Annotated in this window: 20 protein-coding genes; 4 read left to right on the plus strand and 16 right to left on the minus strand. The window is 60.5% G+C overall.

Annotated elements, in window-relative coordinates; translation table 11 throughout:
* Positions 1-55 precede the first annotated feature (55 nt).
* The 5 genes from BerOc1_RS14325 to BerOc1_RS14350 all read right to left on the minus strand — a co-directional run bounded on the left by BerOc1_RS14325 (position 56) and on the right by BerOc1_RS14350 (position 5890).
* Positions 56-1711 (minus strand): DEAD/DEAH box helicase, encoded by a 1656-nt coding sequence (locus BerOc1_RS14325; RefSeq protein WP_071546341.1) that lies wholly within the window; start codon positions 1709-1711, stop codon positions 56-58.
* Positions 1712-1910: 199 nt separating this feature from the next.
* Positions 1911-2129: a translation initiation factor IF-1 gene (gene infA / locus BerOc1_RS14330; protein WP_071546342.1), complete on the minus strand. Its 219-nt coding sequence runs from the start codon at positions 2127-2129 to the stop codon at positions 1911-1913.
* A 93-nt stretch (positions 2130-2222) separates the two neighbouring features.
* Positions 2223-2486 carry an RNA-binding regulator gene (rbp, locus tag BerOc1_RS14335; RefSeq protein WP_071546343.1) on the minus strand — a complete coding sequence of 88 codons (264 nt, stop codon included), beginning with the start codon at positions 2484-2486 and terminating at the stop codon, positions 2223-2225.
* A 237-nt stretch (positions 2487-2723) separates the two neighbouring features.
* Positions 2724-4589 (minus strand): sialidase family protein, encoded by a 1866-nt coding sequence (locus tag BerOc1_RS19470; protein ID WP_341349796.1) that lies wholly within the window; start codon positions 4587-4589, stop codon positions 2724-2726.
* 11 nt (positions 4590-4600) lie between these two features.
* Positions 4601-5890: a phenylacetate--CoA ligase family protein gene (locus BerOc1_RS14350; protein ID WP_071546344.1), complete on the minus strand. Its 1290-nt coding sequence runs from the start codon at positions 5888-5890 to the stop codon at positions 4601-4603.
* A 131-nt stretch (positions 5891-6021) separates the two neighbouring features.
* Here BerOc1_RS14350 and BerOc1_RS14355 point away from each other — a divergent pair, with 131 nt between their 5' ends.
* Complete coding sequence (locus tag BerOc1_RS14355) at positions 6022-6804, plus strand: prepilin peptidase (RefSeq protein WP_071546345.1); 783 nt, start codon at positions 6022-6024, stop codon at positions 6802-6804.
* A gap of 112 nt (positions 6805-6916) precedes the next feature.
* On the opposite strand, the gene BerOc1_RS14360 is transcribed toward BerOc1_RS14355, so the two are convergent.
* The 3 genes from BerOc1_RS14360 to BerOc1_RS18915 form a co-directional block, all read right to left on the minus strand.
* The gene (locus tag BerOc1_RS14360; protein ID WP_071547137.1) at positions 6917-7708 is read right to left on the minus strand and encodes a BON domain-containing protein; all 792 of its coding nucleotides are present in this window, start codon (positions 7706-7708) and stop codon (positions 6917-6919) included.
* Positions 7709-7934: 226 nt separating this feature from the next.
* Positions 7935-9518, minus strand: coding sequence for an ArnT family glycosyltransferase (locus BerOc1_RS14365; RefSeq protein WP_071547138.1), 1584 nt, complete (start codon positions 9516-9518; stop codon positions 7935-7937).
* A 195-nt stretch (positions 9519-9713) separates the two neighbouring features.
* Entirely contained in the window at positions 9714-10055 is a 342-nt protein-coding gene (locus BerOc1_RS18915; RefSeq protein WP_129586547.1) for a hypothetical protein, read from the minus strand.
* Here BerOc1_RS18915 and BerOc1_RS14370 point away from each other — a divergent pair.
* Positions 10054-10545 carry a hypothetical protein gene (locus BerOc1_RS14370; protein ID WP_071546346.1) on the plus strand — a complete coding sequence of 164 codons (492 nt, stop codon included), beginning with the start codon at positions 10054-10056 and terminating at the stop codon, positions 10543-10545. The genes BerOc1_RS18915 and BerOc1_RS14370 overlap by 2 nt on opposite strands.
* On the opposite strand, the gene BerOc1_RS14375 is transcribed toward BerOc1_RS14370, so the two are convergent.
* Positions 10470-11528, minus strand: coding sequence for an IS1595 family transposase (locus BerOc1_RS14375; RefSeq protein WP_071546347.1), 1059 nt, complete (start codon positions 11526-11528; stop codon positions 10470-10472). The two genes, BerOc1_RS14370 and BerOc1_RS14375, sit on opposite strands and share 76 nt — an antisense overlap.
* A 275-nt stretch (positions 11529-11803) precedes the next feature.
* Between BerOc1_RS14375 and BerOc1_RS14380 the strand changes: the two genes are divergently transcribed.
* Entirely contained in the window at positions 11804-12745 is a 942-nt protein-coding gene (locus BerOc1_RS14380; protein ID WP_207503312.1) for a DNA-methyltransferase, read from the plus strand.
* 2 nt (positions 12746-12747) lie between these two features.
* Entirely contained in the window at positions 12748-13749 is a 1002-nt protein-coding gene (locus BerOc1_RS14385) for a hypothetical protein (protein WP_071546348.1), read from the plus strand.
* A gap of 46 nt (positions 13750-13795) precedes the next feature.
* Here the strand turns inward: BerOc1_RS14385 and BerOc1_RS14390 are convergent, their stop codons facing one another.
* From BerOc1_RS14390 to trpD, 7 genes are all read right to left on the minus strand, one after another.
* Positions 13796-14776: a hypothetical protein gene (locus BerOc1_RS14390; protein ID WP_071546349.1), complete on the minus strand. Its 981-nt coding sequence runs from the start codon at positions 14774-14776 to the stop codon at positions 13796-13798.
* Positions 14777-15199: 423 nt separating this feature from the next.
* Entirely contained in the window at positions 15200-16120 is a 921-nt protein-coding gene (locus BerOc1_RS18920) for a hypothetical protein (RefSeq protein WP_129586548.1), read from the minus strand.
* 227 nt (positions 16121-16347) lie between these two features.
* Positions 16348-17109: a tryptophan synthase subunit alpha gene (trpA, locus tag BerOc1_RS14395; RefSeq protein WP_071546350.1), complete on the minus strand. Its 762-nt coding sequence runs from the start codon at positions 17107-17109 to the stop codon at positions 16348-16350.
* A gap of 107 nt (positions 17110-17216) precedes the next feature.
* On the minus strand, positions 17217-18380 hold the full coding sequence (gene trpB / locus BerOc1_RS14400; protein ID WP_071546351.1) for a tryptophan synthase subunit beta: 1164 nt from the start codon (positions 18378-18380) through the stop codon (positions 17217-17219).
* Positions 18381-18389: 9 nt separating this feature from the next.
* On the minus strand, positions 18390-19016 hold the full coding sequence (locus tag BerOc1_RS14405; protein ID WP_071546352.1) for a phosphoribosylanthranilate isomerase: 627 nt from the start codon (positions 19014-19016) through the stop codon (positions 18390-18392).
* A gap of 4 nt (positions 19017-19020) precedes the next feature.
* Entirely contained in the window at positions 19021-19788 is a 768-nt protein-coding gene (locus tag BerOc1_RS14410) for an indole-3-glycerol phosphate synthase TrpC (protein ID WP_071546353.1), read from the minus strand.
* Positions 19778-20785, minus strand: a complete 1008-nt coding sequence (gene trpD / locus BerOc1_RS14415) for an anthranilate phosphoribosyltransferase (protein WP_071546354.1) — start codon at positions 20783-20785, stop codon at positions 19778-19780. Before trpD ends, BerOc1_RS14410 begins: the two co-directional genes overlap by 11 nt.
* Between the last annotated feature and the right edge of the window lie 4 nt (positions 20786-20789).

The following is a 20789-nucleotide window of genomic DNA, read 5'->3' on the forward strand; positions in this document are numbered from 1 at the left end:
ATGAAAAACGCTGCCCGTCCGGGTTCGGAGGCATTCCGGACGGGCCTTTGCCCGGTCAGCGCCCCTGTTTGGGCTTGAAGCGCGTCTTGTAGGCGGGTTTTCCGCCCGGCCGGGCCCCTTTCGGGGGATATTTCCGGGCCGGGGGCTTGCGTCGCGACTGGTCCCGGGAGACCACGGCCGCGCCCTCCCGGCTGTTGACCGCGTTGACGACCTTGTCGGCCTCGGCGGCCGGGACCGTGAAGGTGGTCCGCTCGCCCTGGACGCGGACATGCTGGATGGCCCACGGCTTGATGCGCGCGGCCGTGGCGATGAAGTCCACGAACCGCTTGGGGTTCATGCCGTGGGTGCGGCCCAGCGCGCAGACCAGGTCCGCTCGGCCCCGTCCGGCGGGGCCCACGGCGTCGATGCGGCGGTAGCCGGACTCCACCAGCTCCTCGCCGAAGGCGTTGCGCAGCAGGGCGGCGACCACCTGTTCGGCGGGCCGGTCCACGAGCAACTCCCCGGCCATGGCCAGGTAGGCGCTGTGCCCGTCGGCCTCGAGGATGTCGCTCAACTCGTTCATGACCTTGCGCTTCTTGGAGTGGATGACGTCCTCGATGCGCGGCAGGGGCTCCTTGGCGATCTCGATGCCCGCGCTCTTGGAGATGTACATGAGCTTACGGAACTCGCCGGGCCCGATCAGGGTGATGGCCACGCCCTGTTTGCCCGCCCGGCCGGTGCGCCCGGTGCGGTGCACGAAGGTCTGCGGGTCCTGGGGCAGGGCGAAGTTGACCACGTGGGTCAGGTCCGGCACGTCGATGCCGCGCGCGGCCACGTCCGTGGCCACCAGGATGGTGGCCTTGCGGTTGCGGAAGCCGTTTAAAATCTTTTCGCGCTGGGCCTGGTTCAGGTCGCCGTGGATGGGCTCGGCCGGATAGCCGCGCTGGGTCAGCCGCGAGGCCACCTGGTCGGCGTCGGCCCGGGTGCGCACGAAGACCAGGCCGTAGAAGTCCGGCCGGGCGTCGATGACCCGGCACAGGGCCTCGAAGCGGTCCGAGTCGGCCATCTCGTGGAATATCTGGCGGGTCAGGGGCGCGTCCGAGGTTTCGGGCTTGACCGTGACCACGTCGAAGTCGCCCATGAACTCCTTGGCGATGGCCATAACCTCGCGGGCCATGGTCGCGGAGAACATCAGGGTGCGCCGGTCTTCGTTGGCCGAGGCCAGGATGGCGCGCACGTCGTCCACGAAGCCCATGTTGCACATCTCGTCCGCCTCATCGAGGATGAAGTAGGACAGCTCGTCGATCTTCAGCGAGCCGCGCTCCAGATGGTCCATGATCCGGCCGGGCGTGCCCACGACCACGTCCACGCCGCGCCGCAGCGCCTTGAGCTGCATGTGGATCGCCTGGCCGCCGTACACCGGGAGCACGCGGATGCGCTTGCCGCCCTTGAGGGAGTCGATCTCCTCGGCCACCTGGATGGCCAGCTCCCGGGTGGGGGCCAGGATGAGCGACTGGACGCGGCGCGCGCCCTCCCGGGCGGCCTCGATGACGGGCAGGCCGAAGGCCGCGGTCTTGCCCGTGCCGGTCTGGGCCTGGCCCACGATGTCCCTGTCGCCCGAGAGCAGCTTGGGGATGGTCAGGGCCTGGATGGGGGTGGGGGCGGTGAACCCCTTGGATTCCAGGGCGTCCAGGGTCGAGCCCGAAAGCCCCAGCTCCTTGAAACTGGTCATGATTCGCCTTTGGTAAAAAGTAAAAACGGAAATTTCGTTCCACCTGACAGCGCGCCGTACGAAAACGGCGCAGTCGCGCCCGCGCCTGCGTGGGGTCTCGAAGAGGGAGGGGGAGGAGGGTGTCCGGGGGAAGGGGAAAGGGGGAGCGCCTCGTGCGGAACTCCTCGTTTCGCCTTCCCCCGGCCGCCGGGGGAGGCGGCTACCTGGGACGGAAGGTGATGCGGCCCCGGGTGAGATCGTAGGGGGAGAGTTCCACGGTCACGGTGTCGCCGGGCATGACGCGGATGCGGAACTTGCGCATCTTGCCGGAGATGTGGGCGAGCACGGTGTGGCCGTTTTCGAGTTCAACGCGGAACATGGCGTTGGGCAGGGCTTCTTCGACGGTGCCCTGGACGACGATTCCTTCTTCTTTAGGCATATACTTCTTTAACCTCTTGTTGCAGGGGACGGGAAAAGCCCGCCCCGGACCGGGGCGGGCTGGCTTATGTCTTCTAACCGCGGGCGACCTGCGCTACCAGCGCGGGCGCTCGGGACGGGGGCGGGCCTCGTTGACCTTGAGGTTGCGGCCGCCGAAGTCGGAGCCGTCCAGGCTTTCAATGGCGGCAAGGGCCCCCTGGTCATCCATCTCGACAAAACCGAAGCCGCGCGGGCGGCCGGTCTCGCGATCGTTGATCAGCTTGACGGAAATGACCTCGCCAAAGGTCTCAAACGCTGCGCGGACATCCTCTTCCGTGGCGCTCCAGGGCAGGTTGCCCACATAGATATTCTTAGCCATTACGTACCAAACTCCGAAAAATGGTGTGATAAAACGGCGAACAACGCCTGGTGAAACTCGATCGAGGAAGCGAAAGCGCGCAAGCCTTGCAGAACCTGAAGCCATTCCACCCTTGTCGGTGCGGGCCGACCGAAACCGGCTGCGTCCCCGTGGACACCACCGACTACTGTAGTAGAGCCCCTTACGTGGGGGCAGGGGCATCCGTCAAGGGAAAAATGTTTTGAACAGGAATATCTCCTAGATAATCGCCTCCATATCCGAAAAGATCCTGTCCGGATCGCACAATCCGGGCCGCTCGTCGGCCATCTCCTCCATGGTCTGGAAAAACGCGTCCCAACCGGCCACCTCGGCCACCTTTTTCTTGTCCACGAATATCTTGAAGATGGTCCCCCGGGGGCACTTGGTCAGATTGAGCTCGAGCACGCCCTCACCGGTCATCTCGGTCCAGAAGGCGGACCAGGAGGTGCGGTCGCCCTCGGTCTTCTTGTACTTCTCGAAATAGGCCTCGAAAATCCGTTCGATGTCGGCGCGTTCCATGTCTCCCGTCCTTGTTTGCGGTGCTCGGGGCCTGAAGTCGTCCAGGCGGAACCGGGTCCCGGCGATGTGCGCGGTCTTGAGCGGCTCGTAGCCCGGCTCTCCCGCCCCGCCGTGGTGGTAGGCGCAGAAAAGGCTTCCGTCCGCGAGCCGCGTCCACCCGGAGTAGCCGAAATCCGGAGCCGCCGCGTGCCGGTCGTTGCGCAGTTCCAGGACGCGGTCCCGGACCCGGGCGTCGGGCCGCCCGTCCTCGGCGGTCCAGTTCCAAGCATACACCCGCTCATAGGCGGGTTCAAGGATGTTCAGGGAAACGCGCCTCCAGGTGCAGTCCACCGCGTTGTCCTCAAAGGGGTAGGGCGCGCCGAACATGACCGGCCGGGTCTCGGCGTGGTCTGGATCCACCTCGGCCACGGCCCGCCGCTCGCCGTTGACAAAGGCCGTGACCCTGCCGTCCGCGTATTCGAAGCGCAGCCGGTTGAACCGCCCTCGCGGCAAAGGGACGGCCTGCGTCCCCTCGGCGTCCGGGACCATGCGGTCCGGGGTCAGCCGCCACCATGTGCCCACGCGCACGGCGCAGCCGTTGGGCCCGGCCTCGTCCACCCGGACCTCGGCCGTAAGCGTCAGGCTGGCGGTGCGCGGATCGGTCATGGGCCGCAGGGCGTAGCGCACCACGGACTCGTTGCCCGGGCCGTTTCGGACGCGCATGCCGTCGGCCGTGAAAATCGGGTTGGCCGGGTCGGCGGCCCGCCCGTGAACCTGGAATCCCGAGGCCAGTTCCTCCACCGTGCCGAGCCAGGCGCAGGTGCCCCAGTCCGGGCCGGTGTTGCGGTAGGTGACCAGCAGCCGCCCGTCGTCCAGCAGCCCCATGGTCGGGCGGTGGCCCATGAGCGCGGTGGGCTCGGGCCGCGACCAGGTGGCCCCGTCGTCGTCGCTGTGGACCAGGTACATGGGCTCGAACACGAAGCTGTTCTCGCGCAGCAGGGCCAGGATGCGGCCGGTCGGAAGTTTGGTCGTGGAGGCCTCGCACAGGACCAGGTTGCGCTCGGCGGCCATGACCGACAGCCGCTCCCAGTCGCGTCCACGATTCGTGGAGGGGAAGACGATCTGTTCGGTGGGCGGCTGGCGGATGGCCGGGTGCTCCTCGCCGCCCACGTGCCGGTGTCCGGCGGTCAGCCAGCTCCCGTCGTCCAGGACCAGGATGCGGTCGTGCATGTCGTGGGTCAGGCCCCTGGCCGCAAAGGGGAGCCACGTGCGGCCGTTGTCAAAGCTCTCGAAAAAGACGCGCGAGCTGTCGGACAGGACGATGGTTCCGTCCGGGAAAAGTTTCAGGCGCGGGCTGTGGCTGCGCGGGGAATCGGGATAGACGGGCGCGGACCAGGTCGCGCCGTTGTCGCGGCTGGTCTTGATCACGAGCACGCGGCGGTTCGGGCGCACGTGCCGGTCGGCCTCGTTGTAGGCGGTTATGAGCGTGCCGTCCCGCGCCCGGATCACGTCCGGGAAGGCCAGGTAGTTCCCTTCCCTGCGGTCGATGACCACATGGCGGTCCGCTTGGTCCGACAGGCTGGGCATGCGGGCTCCGGTCACTCTTCGCCGCGCGAGTCTTCCACCCGCTTGGTCTTGGAGAAGCTGCGGGGCAGCTCGCCGGGGCCGAGGATGGACACCTCGCCGCGCACCAGGATGTTCTTGCGGATTTCGTCGGCCAGCGCTCGGGCCAGCCCCTCGTCGTTGCCAGCCGGCGCGCCGGGCGCGCGCTCCACGTGCACGGCCATGTGGTCCAGGCCGTCCTTGCGGCTGAGGAAGATTCGGTATTCGGCGGACAGCTCCTTGAAGTGCTCGAGCACGGAGCCGATCTGGCCGGGGTAGATGTTCACGCCCCGGAAGATGAACATGTCGTCGGACCGGCCCAGAATCTTGTCCACGCGCGGCATGGTCACCCCGCAGGCGCAGGTCCCGGGGATGAGCCGGGTCAGGTCGTGGGTCCGGTAGCGGATGAGCGGGGAGGCCTCCTTTCTCAGCGAGGTGACGACCATCTCGCCGACCTCGCCGGGAGCCACGGGCTGAAGGGTCTCCGGATCGATGATCTCGGTGATGTACATGTCCGCCCAGTAGTGGATGCCGTCGTGGGCCGCGCACTCCAGGCCGGTGCCAGGACCGTAGAGCTCGGTCATGCCGATGATGTCGAAGCTGTCCTCCAGCCCCAGGGCCTGCTCGAACTGGCGGCGCATCTTGGGGGTGTGGGCCTCGGAGCCGAAGATCGCCTTTTTCAGGCTGATTTTATCGGCGAGCCCTTGCTTCTGGACCTCCTCGCCCATGAGCAGGGCCATGGAGGCGGTGGAGCACATGCAGGTGGCCTTCAGGTCGGTCAGCATCTGGAGCTGGATTTCCAGCAGCCCCGGCCCCACGGGCAGGGCCATGGCGCCGAACCGCTCGCAGCCGAGCTGGAAGCCCGCGCCCGCCGTCCACAGTCCGTAGCCCACGCAGATCTGGACCCGGTCCTCCACGGTCAGCCCGGCCATCTCGTAGCAGCGGGCGAACATGTCCTTCCAGACATCGATGTCGTTTTGGGTGTAGGCCAGGATCTTGCGCTTGCCCGTGGTCCCGCTGGACCCGTGGATGCGGACCACGTCCCGTTCGGGCACGGACAAAAGCGGCATGGGGTAGCCGTCCTTGAGGTCCTCGGCCGTGGTGAAGGGGAGCCTGCGCAGATCGTCCAGGGAGGTGATGTCGCCCGGCTCCACGCCCTTTTCCTTGAAACGCGCCTGGTAGAAGGGGCTGTTGGCGTGGGTGTGGCCCACGGTCCATTTCAGCCCATCGAGCTGGATGTCGGCGATCTGTTCCTCGGTCAAATTCGGTATGAAACGGTGGTCCATCTGGGGCTCCCTTGATGCGTGTGCGGCGGCGCGTCCCTTGTGCCGGGAGGGGAAATCCGGTAGTCTGTGAAGTGTTGCGCCAGCGGTATTCATGCAGCAAAAGCCGCGAATCTTCAAGCCCCAAGGACGCCATGGACACCTTCCCCACCTGGGCCTTTTACCTCGCCGCCGCCGTGGCCGGACTCGAACTCGGCGGCCTTGCCACCATCTTCATCCAGCGCTGGATCGACGAGGAGCCCATCTGCAAGCCGGGCGGGTCCAGATGCCCCGCCTGCGGCGCGAAACTCACCTTCCGCGACACCATCCCGCTGTTCAGCTTCCTGCTCCTCAAGGGGCGCTGCCGCCACTGCGGCACGGCCATCGGTCCGCAGTACCTGCTGGTCGAACTGTCCTGCCTGGCCTGGGCCCTGGCCTCGGCCTACACCTTTGGATTGTCGCCCGAATGGGGCGTGTACCTGGTCCTCGGGGTCATGCTCATCGCGGGCAGCTTCATAGACTTCGAGACCTTCCTGCTGCCCGACCGCATCACGTTGGGCGGCACGGTGATCGCCCTGGCGGCCAGCTCCCTGCTTCGCGAAGGCCCCACCTGGCAGGACGCCCTGCTCGGCGCGGCCGTGGGCGCGGGCCTGTTCTGGGCCCTGCAGCAGCTTTACCGGCTGTGGCGCAAGCAGGAGGGATTGGGCACCGGCGACGTCAAGCTCATGGCCATGATCGGGGCCATGGTCGGCCTGGGCGGGCTGCCCCCGACCATCCTGATAGGCAGCCTGACCGGGGCGCTCGGCTCCATCTACTACATGTTCCGCCCGGGCAAGGGCGGCATCCGGGGCCGCGTTCCCTACGGCCCGTTCCTGAGCCTCGGCTGCATGCTCTACCTGCTCTACGGGCCGGAGATCATGCGCTGGTGGAATTCCTAGCCGTTTTTGCGCTTCCATTCATATCCCGCACCGTTGCCCAAAGAAAAACCGCCCGTGGCGGTCGGGCGGTTTTGTAGGGAAGGCCTTTGGTCCCGATGAGAGGGGGGATGCGTCACCGGCCCCTGTCGGGGTTGGAGACGGCCAGTACCGGACGTATATCCGGCTTCTTCGCGACCTTGGGCCTGGTCTGCTTGGGTTTGGTCTTGGGGGGCGGCGGAATATCCTTGGGCGGCTTTGGCGCCGGGGCCAGCTGGGCGGTCATGATCTGCGGCTCGGGACCGGCGTTCTCCTGGTGGTAGAGGTAGGAGACCACCCGGTTCACCCCTTTCATGCCCAAGGCGTGGGCCATGATGCGGTCGCGCTCCTCCTTGTCGTGGATCACGCCGAGAAGGATGATGTCGCCCTGGACGATCTGGACCTCCACGGGCGTGCTGGTGACCTCGAAGTCGGCCATGAGCTGCGTGCGCAGCTCCGTGTACATGGCCTGGTCGCCGAAGAAGTCGTTTTCCTTGTCCGCGTCGCGCAGATACAGCCTGCTGATGACCTGGCGTTTGCCGTCGACCTTGTTCACGCATTCGTAGATGGTCCGCAGCTGTTCCTGGGAATCGTATTCGCCCACCAGGTAGAGCTTGCCGAAATAGCAGTAGGTGGTGATCTGGTCCGCGCGGATGTCCTTGTTCTTGTACAACTCGGCCTGGGCGTGTCCGGCCACGATGGCGTCGAGCATCTGCTGCTCGGTGGTCCGCTCGTCCACGGCCGTTTCGTACGCGGACTGACCGCCGCCGATGATCGACGAGACGTAGGCGGGCGCGCCGGGAATGAGCCCGATGCCGAACGGCACCATGGCGCAGCCCGGCAGGAAAAAGATGATGGAAACCACAACCAACGATTTGAGTCTGAACATGCTGACCATCCCCCCCTTTTAAGGTGCTCAGGCTCCACCCAGGCCAGAGGTCAGCAAGAAGCCTGCCACCGGCCGGGCGGCACGGCGTCGATCCGCCGCAGCCCTTGGGGGCCGAAGGAATTGTGATTTCAGGGCCTTCCGTCAGAGGGAATTCGTAATCGAAAAATCGTGGACTAATGAGGCGCGACCGGCGCCATGCGTCTATTAAAAATAGATCATGGTCGGGCTAGAACTTGCCCGCGTGGCGGGGCCAGTACCCGGTGAACCCCTTGCAGACGATGATGGTGAACTTGCGTCCCTGGCCGCCGTTGAAGGAGGAGCGGTAGAAGATGGGGTCGCTGACGTATTCGAACATCTTTTTCAGGTCGGCCACGGGGTGCTTCTGGAACCGCTTGCGGACCATGACCGCGTCCCAGCCGAGCTTGTCCCCGCCCGGCACGGGCCAGAGGTCGTACTGGTTCATGCGCCGGTTCTCGGTCCAGGCGCAGTAGGTGAAGGGCTGGCCCTCGAGGTAGAAGGCCAGTTCCGAGGTGAAGCCGTAGTTGTCGGACATGGCGAAGACCCTGGACGGGTCGTCGAACTCGGTGGCGATGATCCCGTCCACCTTGCGGCCCAGGTCGCCCCAGCCCTTGAGCCGGAGGGTGATGTTCATGGAGTCCGGCAGCGGCAGGAGCGGGGAGACGAAGACGGCCAGGGTCATGAACACGGCCGCTCCGGCCAGGATCGCCCGGCCGCGCGTTTTGCGCCCAGGGGCGTCCCACCACGCCTTGAAGGCCATGCCCGCCAGGATCGCGCCCGTGGCGAAGGCCGCGGCGGTCCAGTTGGCCTCCACCTTGGAGAAGAGCGCCTTGAGGGTGATCGCACCCCACAGGGGCCAGAAGAAGAGCGCGGTCAGCAGGTCGCGGCGGTAGTTCGCGTCGAACCGGCCCACCGGGCCGACCCACGCCTTGCGCACCGCGCCCGGGGTGGCCGCGACGATGAACCAGAACCACCACGGCGCGAGCAGGCCGATCTGCGCGCCGAGCATCTCGAAGAACGGGCCGACGCGGTCGGGTAGCCAGTCGCTGCCGCCCACGCCCGAGGTCAGCTTGGCCACGTGCTTGTAGGCCACCCAGCCGTTGTCCATGTTCCAGAGGACGATGGGCGCGAGCCCGACGGCGGAGCCGATGATCCCGGCGAGGGCGAAACGCACCCAGAACCGCTCGGGCAGCTGCCCCCGGCAGTGCAGGATGACCGCGTAGACCAGGCCCAGAGCCAGGAAGGCAAGCATCATGTATTTGGCCAGGATGCCCACGGCCATGCATGCGCCCAGGATCACGAAAGGCCAATTGGATACGGCTCGGTCCGGTTCGTGGCGCGTGGCCGCGGCCAGGGCGAAGAAGGCCACGGTCCAGCAGAGGATCAGTGGACAGTCCGTGGTGGCCAGGATGCCCAGCCCGTTGAGCAGGGGCATGGTCGCGGCCGCGAAGAGCACGAACACGGCCAGCCGGTACTCCCGCCAGACGCGCGACACCCCGACGTAGAGCGCGGCCTGGATGCCGGTCATGCCCAGGATGGACCCAAACCGCACGCCCAACTCGGTATTCCCGAAGACCCAGGTCCACAGGCTGATGATCCAGGCGATGAGCGGCCCCTTGGAATAATAGGACAACTGCGGTCGCCTGATCCAATCCCAATACTGCGCCTCGTCCTGCACCAGGTTCAGCTGGCCCGAGGCCACGAACCAATAGCGGACCAGAAAGGACGCCAGAATGATGAAAAAGGCGAGGACATCCAGCCGGGGAACATATGTATCGCGGGGCGTAGTCATGACGCGCATCAACTATATTATTCAGAGGGGGGTGGCAAGTTGAGGGTGCGGGGGGCGGCTTTTGATAGCGGGCCATCTGCACATTCCTAACGGAACGGGCAAATTCATACTAACGCGGTAAGTTCCGTGTGGTTATGTCAAAATGTATGTATTGTGGGAAAAGTCTGCACGAATTTTCGTTGCATGAGTATATACCTAATTTTCAATCACTAGCTTGGCATCATTAATGTTTTGGCTTGTAAATGGTCTTGAGTCTATATTGAGGTTATTAATCTCGATTATAATTGATGCGGATGCTCTTAATATTTCATATAACTGTTTTACACGATAGTCATTTTGTATACAATACAGATCAACATTGTTAAATAATTCAATAACAATATTAATCCATTTGTTTTTTAATTCAATTTTGCTTTCAAATTCAGCATATCCAATTACATCAAATTTTCTTATTGAATCTTTAACTTCGGTATTATGTAGCATTCGCACAAAGCCCACCTTGCCCCCGGTTCTCCACGCAGCGTAATCTGGCTGCATGAGCGAGAACACCCATCCCCACACCACATCGGCCCTGGCCAAGCGCCGGGCGGAACTGATCGCCGACAACCAAGCGATGCGGGAACACATCCGGCTGAACGACGGCTACATCAAGGCCCTGGACACGGCCATCGGCCTGATGGACCCCGCCTTCGATCCCGGCACGGTCCTGCCCAAGCGCCAGTACACCAAGAAGTTCAATCGAGGCGAACTGAAATCCCTGATCATCCGGACGCTGAAGGCGGCCGAAGGCGGCCCCCTGTCCACCAGGGCCATCACCGACCAGGTCATGGAACGCAAGGGCATGGCCGACGACTGCTGGACCGAAGTCCGCCGGGCGCTGATCAACTATGATGTCGTGGAAAAGATCGACGGCGATCCCGACGACCATATGGAATACTGGTCCCTAGTGGGCTACGCCGCCAAGGGAAAGGATGGCGGCGATTCCAAGGAAGCGACCGCGGGGTTGCGTCTGCTGCGTGACCAGTAGCCCCTGAACGGGGAATCATCGGCCAGGGTGAGCATGCGGCCAAGCATGTCGAAGGCGATTCTGCCGTTGTCCCAGCGCCGGGTGTCCTCCCGGTAGGCCACTTCGTTGGCGTAGAGTTCGAGATATTCCCGGCTGGCCCGGTGGATCTGCCCCTTGAACATGCGCCGGAACCGGGCGAAGAAGCTTTCCGCCTGGTTGGTGTTCTCGCCCTCGGGGCCGCAATAGCAGATCTTGTGGTTGACCACCACCCGTTCGAAGTTGACCTGAAGATTGCCGTAGGCCGAGTGCTCGTCCGAAACAATGGTGGATCCCGGCTGGACATTGTCCTCGACGTGATATTGGATGTCCTTGGCGTTTTCCTTGTCGATCACATACGTGAGCGTCCTGGTCGCGCCTTTGCCCTTTTCCCCGGCTTGCCTGATGACCAGGATGCAGGATTCGGGCATGGAGGACTCCCGGTCCCCATCGGGCCTGTCCATGGCCCTGTTGGCCGGCCGCTTGTACGGATTGAGGTATGCCCCGTCGGTCTGGATTTCGCCCTTCATGGCCGGTTGGTCATACCGGGTCCCCAGAAGCGCGCTCCGCAACTTGTGGTACAGGGTGTACGCCGTCTTGTACTGGACATCCAAGTGGCGCATGAGCTGGGATGCGGACACACCTTTGACCGCATTCGCCAGCAGGACCATGGCGATCAGGATGGTCTTGAGGGGCAGGTTGGAGGAATGCAGCCAGGTCCCGCTGGTCACCGAATAGGTGCGTCCGCAATCCTTGCACCGCCACTGCCGCCGCCCCTTGATGAAATAGTGGTCCACGCTTCCGCAAATCGGACAATACGGTTCGCCGCCGGTCTTCGGCCACCGCAATTCGCGGAAGGTCTTGAAGACGGTTTCCTCGTCCCATTCCGCGATCTGCGGGATGGACAGGCTGCGGGCTTTCGCCGACAGCAGGAAGTGCTGCTCGTGCGTGTGGTTTTTCGAGGGCATTACGGTCAGTATAAAGCATATTTTTTAACTTTTGTCAACTATTGCGAGCTGTTAGTTGTGTGCATTGTGAAATGTGGAACAAGTCGGGTAACCGGTTGAAATACCGGCGAAGAGTTTATCTTTTTCTTTATTTCCGGCGGGTTGTATCCACTTTACCATGTCACCCTTTAATCGCTACCAGCATGTTGACTCGTTGTCGTGTTGGGAGATAGGCTAAACTGTCTTGAATATTAGGCGAATATGCTTACAGTGAAACATAATAGAAGGAACCTTGGGTGCCAAACAAAAAGGCTTTTTCAAATATCGCACGCGATTGGGAACAGTTGCGGTCAATGGGAAACCACGAGAAGAAAGATTTATCTGACAAAGTGACCTATATCCTGTCGGATGCGATCCAGTGGCTGACGGAAATTGAACCCAATACACTTCACGCCGTTGTGACAGATCCGCCGTATGGATTGATTGAATACCAAGATAAAGACCACGAGAAACTAAAGAAGGGCAACGGTGGCGTTTGGAGAATTCCTCCGTCTTTTGATGGCGCAAAGCGAAATCCCTTGCCCCGGTTTACCGTCTTGTCGAAAGAGGAAATTGCAGGGCTGTATAACTTTTTTGGCGCACTGGCATACGGCTTACAACGAGCGCTTGTGCCTGGCGGACACATCTTCATTGCCTCGAACCCACTTTTGTCATCATACACCTTTCATGCGTTTCAGCAGACCGGCCTAGAAAAACGGGCCGAGGTCATTCGCCTTGTCCAAACATTACGGGGGGGCGATCGGCCGAAAAACGCTGAAAAGGAATTTCCCGACATTTCCGTGATGCCAAGATCGTGCTGGGAACCATGGGGAGTATTCAGAAAGCCTCTTGAAGGGACTGTGGCGAAAAACTTGCGTAAGTGGGGAACCGGTGGATTACGAAGGAAATCGAAAAGGGAACCTTTTAAGGACGTGATTACCTGCTCTCCTACACGGGGTATTGAAAAAAAGATTGCTCCGCATCCATCTCTCAAGCCCCAACGCTTTTTACGGCAAATTGTTAGAGCGGCTTTGCCGATGGGGGAAGGGATAATATACGATCCTTTCGCTGGCAGTGGGTCCACCCTTGCGGCGGCCGAAGCTCTGGGGTATCACGCCATAGGAACGGATCGGGATTTTTCATATTATCAAATGGGTTGTGAAGCATTTGCAAAGTTGGTCGAAATAAAGGTGAGTTAGTGATGTCGCCAGAAGATATTTTCCAGCAATTCCAGGAAGAATTCAAAAATAGAAAATTTATTGCAGGACTACTAATCGCCTTTATTGACCTATTTTTACATCTTGAAATCCACAAAATAGATGCGAACTCACTGGATGAACTCTTCAAAACATTTCCCCAGGTAACTGAACTGAAAGGGGGAAGGAGAGCTAATACTTTAATCGTCGAAAAGGAAGATGGAACCCAAGTCAGCGTTCGCAAGTTTTACGATGAGATAGAAAGGTTCTTTTTGGCGGACAAGAAAAGGTTCGATTACCCCAAGTGTGCTCCTCATGCCACCCAAGCATGGGGAGATTACGTTGGCTGGTTGAATTCTTTGGCCCGCTTTGACGAAAAAGAGTTAACAGATTTAAGAAAGCAAATTGTCGACTATGTCCTGGGAGTTCTAAAAAGCCATGCCTTCGACCCGGCATCAATCTCGTTGGAGCCACCCGTTTTTAAGATATTGCTCACGCAATTTGACTTTTCTGCCCGTAAGGGGGAACCCACCGGCGCAGGGTACCAGGGTGTTGTTTTTGGGTTCCTTAGGGCCGACAATCCCCATTTACAGATCGAGATTGAAAAAGTCAGGACTGGATCCAAGCGACTCCAACGGATCGGGGATATCGACGGATGGGAAGGTAAGCGACTCGCCATTTCTGCTGAAGTAAAGCATTTCCATGTCCAAGAAAGCGATATTCCCGATTTTGCATCATTCGCAAATGAAGTAACCGTCCGTGGTGCTATTGGAATGATCGTCGCTTTGGGTTTTGAGAAAGAAGCGGAAGATCAAATAATCGAAATGGGACTGTTTCCATTAGATATTCGCGGGATGTTGACGATAGTAAACTTGTGGGATCCATTGAAGCAACGGACGGCAATGTCTTCTTTCGAATATTATGCAAACCATGTGGAAAAAAATGCTTCGCTGTCAGAGCGCATCAAGAATTTTCTAGACGGTATCAAAAACGATATCGAATCTTAATGCGAAAAGAGGGGGGGACAAGCGCAGTGCCTGTCCCTCCCTTGTGTCAAATGGAGATCCTGATCAGGGCCAGGAGATCCAGCGCCTCCCTCATCTTCTTTTTTTGAACCTTGGGAACCGTGAAATCGCGGATCCCCCTGCTTCCCTGAAAGCGGATGATGCATTCTCTGGAACCGGCGATCTTGTCGGCCAGGATGCCGTATTCGCCTTCCAGGCTTTCGTCCCGGTATTCCCATATACTGTCGCTGTTGAATCGCTCGAAGGCCCCGACGGGTGATGTATAGCGGTAATCGTCGGCCAAGACGCCGAACTGGTCGATGAAGAGCCAACTGTCGGCATGGTAGCGAATTTTCAGGCGGCCCCACACGTCATTGCCCATCCTGCCCAAGTAGACGGACACGTTTGTCTTGTAGCCGGTATTGTCCTTAATGAAGAACTTGTCGTCGAACTTATGGTATTCGAGGTCGTAGGCGAGGAGGGCTTCGGCGATCCTGACTTGATTCCTTTTTAGCGTGGATACGAAACGGCGGATTTGCGTAATTTTTTCAAGTCCGTGTTTCGTGCCGTCGGCGAGAATCACCATCCTCCAATGGGGGTTGTAATCCTTGATCACGACGGAGCTTCCGGGAACGAGCGGTTTGCCTTTTTCGTCCATGGCAGCCTTATAGTCGGAATACCACTGGATCTGGTCTTCCGTGAATAGGCTGTCGATATCGGCATCCAGAGTCATTTTGTAATACAGCACGTCTCCGTTTTCCATGACGACCTTGTGGTATGGGAAAATGCCCAAAACCATGGTGGGGGGGCCGTCACTTTCAAAATACCCCTTCATCAGGGAATATTTGGTCCCGTCCTTGACCACACCGGAGAGCTTGGGTTCGACGAGGAAGTGTTTCATTGCGTATTTGTAATCGTGAGTAAGGATGAACTCCGGCCTGTCCCCAGGGGAGTATTTTTCAGCTTGGGCGGAGACTGCCATGGTCATGATGATGACCAGCATCAGACAAAGGGAAATGGCTTTTCGCATAGGAAACTCCTGCGGTGTGTTGTTCCTTTCCCGCCCGAAAAGGAAAGTGAAGACGATGGTGGTCGAATCGTTCGGCCACTATGTCTATTTTCGCATTACGAACAAGCGAAAAGCAAGTTTTGAAATGGCGAATTTATCAAGAAAAACGAGATGTTCTGCTTTAAGATGACGGTCGAATAGAAAGTGTAGTCATATAGCAAGAACGCACCGTTTCCGGGGCGTTCTTGCTACTTCCCTAGCCGGTCTTCCCGACCGTCGAAGATCAGGTGGGCCTGATCCCGATTGTCCCGGCGAACGCTTTCAATGTGGTCAGAGCCAAATGAACTTCAACGGCCTTGCAAGCAGGGCATCAGGGTTGACTCATGTCACAGGATGCAGTCCTCCTTGCGCCCCACCTTTGCGGATGTCCCGGCTAGGCATATATCAGGGGCTTGATCTCCCATCGATAGGGCGGAACAGCCTGTAATCGCTCACTGATCCTGTTTTTTGCTCGACTCTTTTTTCTTGTCGAGCTAGGGTCGTATTGGTGGGAAATGGGAAAAAAATAGGCGGCAACCTGCCGTCATCATTGATTTGTGTGAATCCTACATAATACCGTTTAACTTCATAAATAACAGTATCACCAATTGCGCTTTGCCAATCTCTGTAAATCAGAGCTTGCTTTGGTGATAAAATATTTTTAGCTCGTTCTATGGTCTCAAAAAGTATTTCATCAGACAAGAATTGTGATCTAGTACAAGAACATAGAGCGTTTGCGACATCGCGGATAGATTCTTTTAATTCTGTTTTGCTGCTATCTCGAAGGGTATTGCCAAAAATGAGATTTCTGGCTTGGTCGCATTTTCTAGCAATCGAAGCTAATTCGCCCGGTTCATTGGGTAAATCGATTGCCCAAAGCGAGGATAAGCCTCTAATAATAGCAACTTCAACATGTGGACCGTCTGCAAGAGATGATTCAAATTTTGCAACAAGATGACTTAGTGTGGAGTCTCTGGTGGAATGGTTTAGTAAGATGCTAGATTGTTCTAACTTTAGTGCTCTAATCCAACCAATAAGACTTGCTAATCTGTATACAGAGCTATTGAATTTGTATTCATTAAATGTATTAGTTCTATTAACTTGTTTAAGATAGTCATGCCTTTGGTCTACTATCATTTCACGCAATCTATAGAAAAGACTAAGTGCAGAGTTTGCCAAGGGGTAAGAATATCGTTCTGTTAGAGATTTAATTTCCTCAGCTTTTGATTTTTTATGTTTTAAATACGGTAGGGAGATGTCTTTTACTAAAGTCGTAAGTATCGCTGCTCCTGCACCAATAATAGCTGCTTGGGTCGAGGGATCCATACATACTCCCTAAAAAGTTATTAAGAAATAATTATTATATTTTATACACAAAGCGTTGCTGTGTAAAGGTATGGCGAATTTGTGTTGGATTAGGGAGTGAGCTCACCCGCGAAGCGGCTATAAGAAGTTTAGGAAGGGAGAGAGGATGGGGGTCCGGGGGAAGGGGAGAGGGACAACCCTTTTCAAAGGGTTTCCCTCTCCCCTTCCCCCGGCCGCCGGAGGCCTTCTTACTTCCACGGCTCCATAAAGGAGTCGCTGGAGTGGCCGGATTCGATGTGGGAGATGAGGGCGGAGCCGAACACGGCGGCGTCCATGAGGCCGTCGAACTCTTTGAGCTGGTCCGGGTGCTTGATGCCGAAGCCGAGGGCGACGGGGATGTCGAAGACTTCCTTGGCCTCGGCCAGTTTTTCCTTGATGCGCGCGGGCAGGGACTCGCGCTGGCCGGTGGTGCCGAGCACGGACACGAAGTAGCAGAACCCTTGGGCGCCGTCGGCGTAGAGCTTCATGCGCTCCTTGGTGGTGTTCAGGCCGACCAGGGGGACGAGGGCGACGTTGTGGGGTTCTATCGCGTCCTTGACGAATTGGGATTCCTCAAGGGGCATGTCCGCGATGATCAGTCCGGACACCCCGGCGGCTTCGCAGTCCGCGCCGAACTTGTCCAGGCCGTACTGGTAGACCGGGTTGAGATAGCCCATGAGCAGCAGGGCGGCCTTGAATTGGCCCTTGCGCTTCTTGAGCTCGGTCAGAATCCAGGTCAGGTTGATGCCGTCCTCAAGACATTGGAGAGACGCCTTTTCGACCACCGGGCCGTCGGCCACGGGGTCGGAGAAGGGCATGCCGATCTCGATGACGGACGCGCCCGCCGCGTCGAGCTCCTCCATCTCCTTCCAGAATTGCTCGCGGTCCGGAAACCCGGCGGGCAGGAACGGAATGAGCCCGACCTTCCCTTGGCTCCGGGCCTCTTCTATCTTCACTTGCATTTTATTCATTTTTTATCCTTTTCCCGGCGCACCCGCTTGCGCGAAGCGCACCCAAAAAGTTTTGGAGATTCTTAAGAACCTTTTCCAAAAGGTTCTTAAGCCGCCGGAGGCATTCTTTACAGAATCTGGTCGAGTATCCCCAGGTCCTTGTCGCCGCGTCCGGACAGGCAGACGAGCACGGACTTGCCTTGCAGTTGTTCCCGGTTCTCGATGGCGTAGGCCACGGCGTGGGACGATTCCAGGGCCGGGATGATGCCTTCGCGCCTTGACAGGACCTTGAAGGCGTTGATGGCCTGGGAATCGTTGATGGTCGTGTAGTCCACGCGGCCGATGGCGTCGAGGTGGGCGTGTTCCGGGCCCACGCCGGGGTAGTCCAGCCCGGGCGCGATGGAGTGGGACGGCTCGATCTGGCCGTCCTTGGTCTGGAGCAGCTTGGTCATCATGCCGTGCAGCACGCCGTCGGTGCCGTGGTCGATGGGCGCGGAGCTGTAGCAGCCCGGCTCGCCGGTTCCGGCGGCCTCGACGCCCACGATCCTGACGGATTCGTCCGGGACGAAGTTGTGGAACATGCCGATGGCGTTGGACCCGCCGCCCACGCAGGCCACGACCACGTCGGGCAGCTTGCCTTCATTGCGGGCCATGAACTGTTCGCGCGCCTCCTTGGAAATGATCTGCTGGAACTCGCGGACCAGGGTGGGGAAGGGGTGCGGCCCGGCGGCGGTGCCGAAGCAGTAGTGGGTGGTCTCCTGGTCGGACAGCCAGCGGCGCAGGGCCGCGTTGATGGCGTCCTTGAGGGTCTTGGTGCCGGACTCCACGGCCACGATCTCCGCGCCCATGAGGCGCATGCGGCCCACGTTGGGGGCCTGGCGGACCACGTCGGTGGCCCCCATGTAGATGACGGCCTTCATGTCGAGCATGGCGGCGGCGACCGTGGTGGCCACGCCGTGCATGCCCGCGCCGGTCTCGGCCAGGAGGACGTCCTTGCCCATCATCTTGGCCAGCAGCCCCTGGCCCAGGGTGTTGTTGATCTTGTGCGCGCCCGAGTGGTTGAGGTCCTCGCGCTTGAGCCAGAGGTCCAGGCCGAGGTCCTTGGACAGGTTCGGGCAGTAGGTGATGGCCGACGGGCGGCCCACGTTTTCCTTGAGCATGTTCGTGAAGCGGGTCTGAAACTCCTCGCTGGGGAGGATGGTCTTCATGGCCTCTTCGAGCTCGATGAGCGGCGGCATGAGCAGCTCGGGGATGAACTGCCCGCCGAAATCGCCGAAGTATCCTTTCTTCATGATGAATCCTTATTCCATTTCCGCGAGAATCCGGAAGACTTCCCGCAGCTTGGTCTCGTCCTTGATGCCCGGCGTCTTTTCCACGCCGGAATTGATGTCCAGGCCGGATGGGTTCACGGCCAGGGCCTCGCGGATATTGTCCGGGCCGAGGCCGCCCGCAAGGAACCAAGGTGTTTGTATTTCAATGTCTTGCAGCATCGCAAGATCAATGGATTTGCCGGTGCCGCCCTGGCCTTTGGTCCCCGCGTCCAGGAGGAAGTGGCCGCAGGTCTCGGAGTAGTTCTCGAGGTCCCGCAGCAGGGCCTGGGGCGAGGGGTAGGTGTCGGGCCAGAAGGCCCGGATGACCCGGTCCGGGCCGATCTTCCAGCAGAAGTCCACGTCCTGTCCGCCGTGCAGCTGGGCCGCGTGCAGCCCGCAGCGGTCCATGGTCTCAAGGACCTCTTCGGCGGTCTGGTTGACGAACACCCCGACCTTGGAGGCCCTGCCGGTCTTGACCGAGGCCACGAAGTCCGGGTCCGCGTTGCGGGGGCTCTTGGGGTGGAAGATGAACCCGAGCAGGTCCACGCCGAGGCTTACGCAGAGCTCGACGTCTTGCATGCGGGTCATGCCGCAGACCTTGACCAGGGGGCGTGCCATTCTGCTAAACCCCCGTCAGTTCGGCCAGCTTGGCGCCCGGGTCGTCGGCCTCCATCAGGGAGGTGCCGATGAGGATGGCGTCGAAGCCCAGGGCAGCCATTTCCTCGACCTGGGCGCGGGTGTCCACGCCGCTGGCGCAGATCCACAGCTCGCCTTCGCGCTTCTGCTTGATGAAGCGGCGGCCCTGGTCGAGGGTGGTGGTCAGGGTGTCCAGGTCGCGGTTGTTGACCTGGATGATGTCGGCCCCGGCCTCGCGGGCCCGGTCCAGGTCCGCTTGGTCGAATATCTCGACCACCGGGGCCAGGCCGGGCATGCGGGCGATGTCGATGAGCTGCCTGAGGTGGGCGGCGTCGTCGCACATGCGGGCGATGAGCAGCACGGCCGAGGCCGGACTGGAGGCGGTCATGGCCACCTGGAGCGGATCGAAGATGAAGTCCTTGCGCAGCAGGGGCAGGCCCGGCCCGTTCATCATGAACAGGAAGTCCGGGGAGCCCTTGAAGTAGACGTGTTCGGTCAGCACGGAGATGGCCGCGGCCCCGTTGGCGGCGTAGGTGTCCGCATAGTCGAGGGGGTTCAGGTTCTCGCCGAGTACGCCCCGGCTGGGACTGGCGGGCTTGAACTCGGCGATGATCGCGCCCGGGCCCTTGGCCCGGATGGCCTCGACGAACGAGGGGCGCTCGCCCTGGTAGGCGGCCGGGATGCGTCCGGCAGCGAAGTCCTTGTGCAGCGACTCGATCTCGAGCCGCTTGGCTTCTCTGAATTTATCCAGCATAGGGAAGTCCTTTCTTCAAACCTTCGTGAACCACGTCGCGGGCGATGTCCGCGCATTCGGCCATGGTGCCCTTGTCCAACAGGTTGAGGCAGCCTGCCAGATTGAGGGCCACCATGTCCATCATGGGTTCCGGGCCGTTGCCCGCCAGGATGTCCCGGAGCTTGGCCACGGCGTCGTCCTTGCCGTCCACGCGCACGTCCTCGGGGGCGTGGCGCGGGAAGCCCAGGGCGGCCGGATCGACCACGGCCTTGTCCATGCGGCCGTCGTCGATGACGTAGCCCCGGTTCACGCCCCAGGTGGTCAGCTCGTCGAAGCCGCCCGCGCCCGCGAAGATGAGCGCCCGCTTCACGCCGGTCAGCAGCAGGGTCTCGCCCATGAGGAAGAGGCGTTCCGCGTCGCCCACGCCGAGCAGCTGGTGCGAGGGCCGGGCCGGGTTGGTCAGCGGGCCCATGAAGTTGAACAGGGTGCGGATGCCGAGCTGCTTGCGCACGGGCATGATGTACTTGAAGGCCGGGTGGTAGGCGGGCGCGAACAGGAAGGCGAAGTGGTATTTCTCAAGCCCAGCTGCGGCCTCTTCCGGGGTCTGCTCCAGGGGGATGCCCAGGGCCTCCAGGGCGTCGGCCGAGCCGCAGGACGAGGACAGGGCGCGGTTGCCGTGCTTGGCGATGGTGTAGCCCATGTCCGCCAGGAACAGGGACACGGCCGTGGAGCAGTTGAAGGAGCACTGGCCGTCGCCGCCCGTGCCGCAGGTGTCGACCACCGGCTCGGGCCGGTTGCCGTCGAAGCCGGGGATCTTGCGCGCGTGGGAGACCACCGCGCGCACGCCCGCGGCCAGATCGGTGGAGTCCTCGCCCTTGGCGCGCAGCCCCATGAGGAAGGCCCCGGCCTGGGCCTCGGTCATCTTGCCGCCCATGAGCTCGGCGAACATGAAGTCCGCCTGGTCGTCGCGCAGGGCTTTGCCCTGGGCCAGGGTGTCGAGTATTTCGGATATGGTCATGATC

It is taken from the genome of Pseudodesulfovibrio hydrargyri (assembly GCF_001874525.1).
Taxonomy (GTDB): domain Bacteria; phylum Desulfobacterota; class Desulfovibrionia; order Desulfovibrionales; family Desulfovibrionaceae; genus Pseudodesulfovibrio; species Pseudodesulfovibrio hydrargyri.

Bases quoted from the DNA above. Each gene is read 5' to 3' on its own strand.
- BerOc1_RS14325 (WP_071546341.1), bottom strand. From the start codon at position 1,711: ATGACCAGTTTCAAGGAGCTGGGGCTTTCGGGCTCGACCCTGGACGCC.
- infA (WP_071546342.1), bottom strand. From the start codon at position 2,129: ATGCCTAAAGAAGAAGGAATCGTCGTCCAGGGCACCGTCGAAGAAGCC.
- rbp (WP_071546343.1), bottom strand. From the start codon at position 2,486: ATGGCTAAGAATATCTATGTGGGCAACCTGCCCTGGAGCGCCACGGAA.
- BerOc1_RS19470 (WP_341349796.1), bottom strand. From the start codon at position 4,589: ATGCCCAGCCTGTCGGACCAAGCGGACCGCCATGTGGTCATCGACCGC.
- BerOc1_RS14350 (WP_071546344.1), bottom strand. From the start codon at position 5,890: ATGGACCACCGTTTCATACCGAATTTGACCGAGGAACAGATCGCCGAC.
- BerOc1_RS14355 (WP_071546345.1), top strand. From the start codon at position 6,022: ATGGACACCTTCCCCACCTGGGCCTTTTACCTCGCCGCCGCCGTGGCC.
- BerOc1_RS14360 (WP_071547137.1), bottom strand. From the start codon at position 7,708: ATGTTCAGACTCAAATCGTTGGTTGTGGTTTCCATCATCTTTTTCCTG.
- BerOc1_RS14365 (WP_071547138.1), bottom strand. From the start codon at position 9,518: ATGACTACGCCCCGCGATACATATGTTCCCCGGCTGGATGTCCTCGCC.
- BerOc1_RS14370 (WP_071546346.1), top strand. From the start codon at position 10,054: ATGAGCGAGAACACCCATCCCCACACCACATCGGCCCTGGCCAAGCGC.
- BerOc1_RS18915 (WP_129586547.1), bottom strand. From the start codon at position 10,055: ATGCAGCCAGATTACGCTGCGTGGAGAACCGGGGGCAAGGTGGGCTTT.
- BerOc1_RS14375 (WP_071546347.1), bottom strand. From the start codon at position 11,528: ATGCCCTCGAAAAACCACACGCACGAGCAGCACTTCCTGCTGTCGGCG.
- BerOc1_RS14385 (WP_071546348.1), top strand. From the start codon at position 12,748: ATGTCGCCAGAAGATATTTTCCAGCAATTCCAGGAAGAATTCAAAAAT.
- BerOc1_RS14390 (WP_071546349.1), bottom strand. From the start codon at position 14,776: ATGCGAAAAGCCATTTCCCTTTGTCTGATGCTGGTCATCATCATGACC.
- BerOc1_RS18920 (WP_129586548.1), bottom strand. From the start codon at position 16,120: ATGGATCCCTCGACCCAAGCAGCTATTATTGGTGCAGGAGCAGCGATA.
- trpA (WP_071546350.1), bottom strand. From the start codon at position 17,109: ATGAATAAAATGCAAGTGAAGATAGAAGAGGCCCGGAGCCAAGGGAAG.
- trpB (WP_071546351.1), bottom strand. From the start codon at position 18,380: ATGAAGAAAGGATACTTCGGCGATTTCGGCGGGCAGTTCATCCCCGAG.
- BerOc1_RS14405 (WP_071546352.1), bottom strand. From the start codon at position 19,016: ATGGCACGCCCCCTGGTCAAGGTCTGCGGCATGACCCGCATGCAAGAC.
- BerOc1_RS14410 (WP_071546353.1), bottom strand. From the start codon at position 19,788: ATGCTGGATAAATTCAGAGAAGCCAAGCGGCTCGAGATCGAGTCGCTG.
- trpD (WP_071546354.1), bottom strand. From the start codon at position 20,785: ATGACCATATCCGAAATACTCGACACCCTGGCCCAGGGCAAAGCCCTG.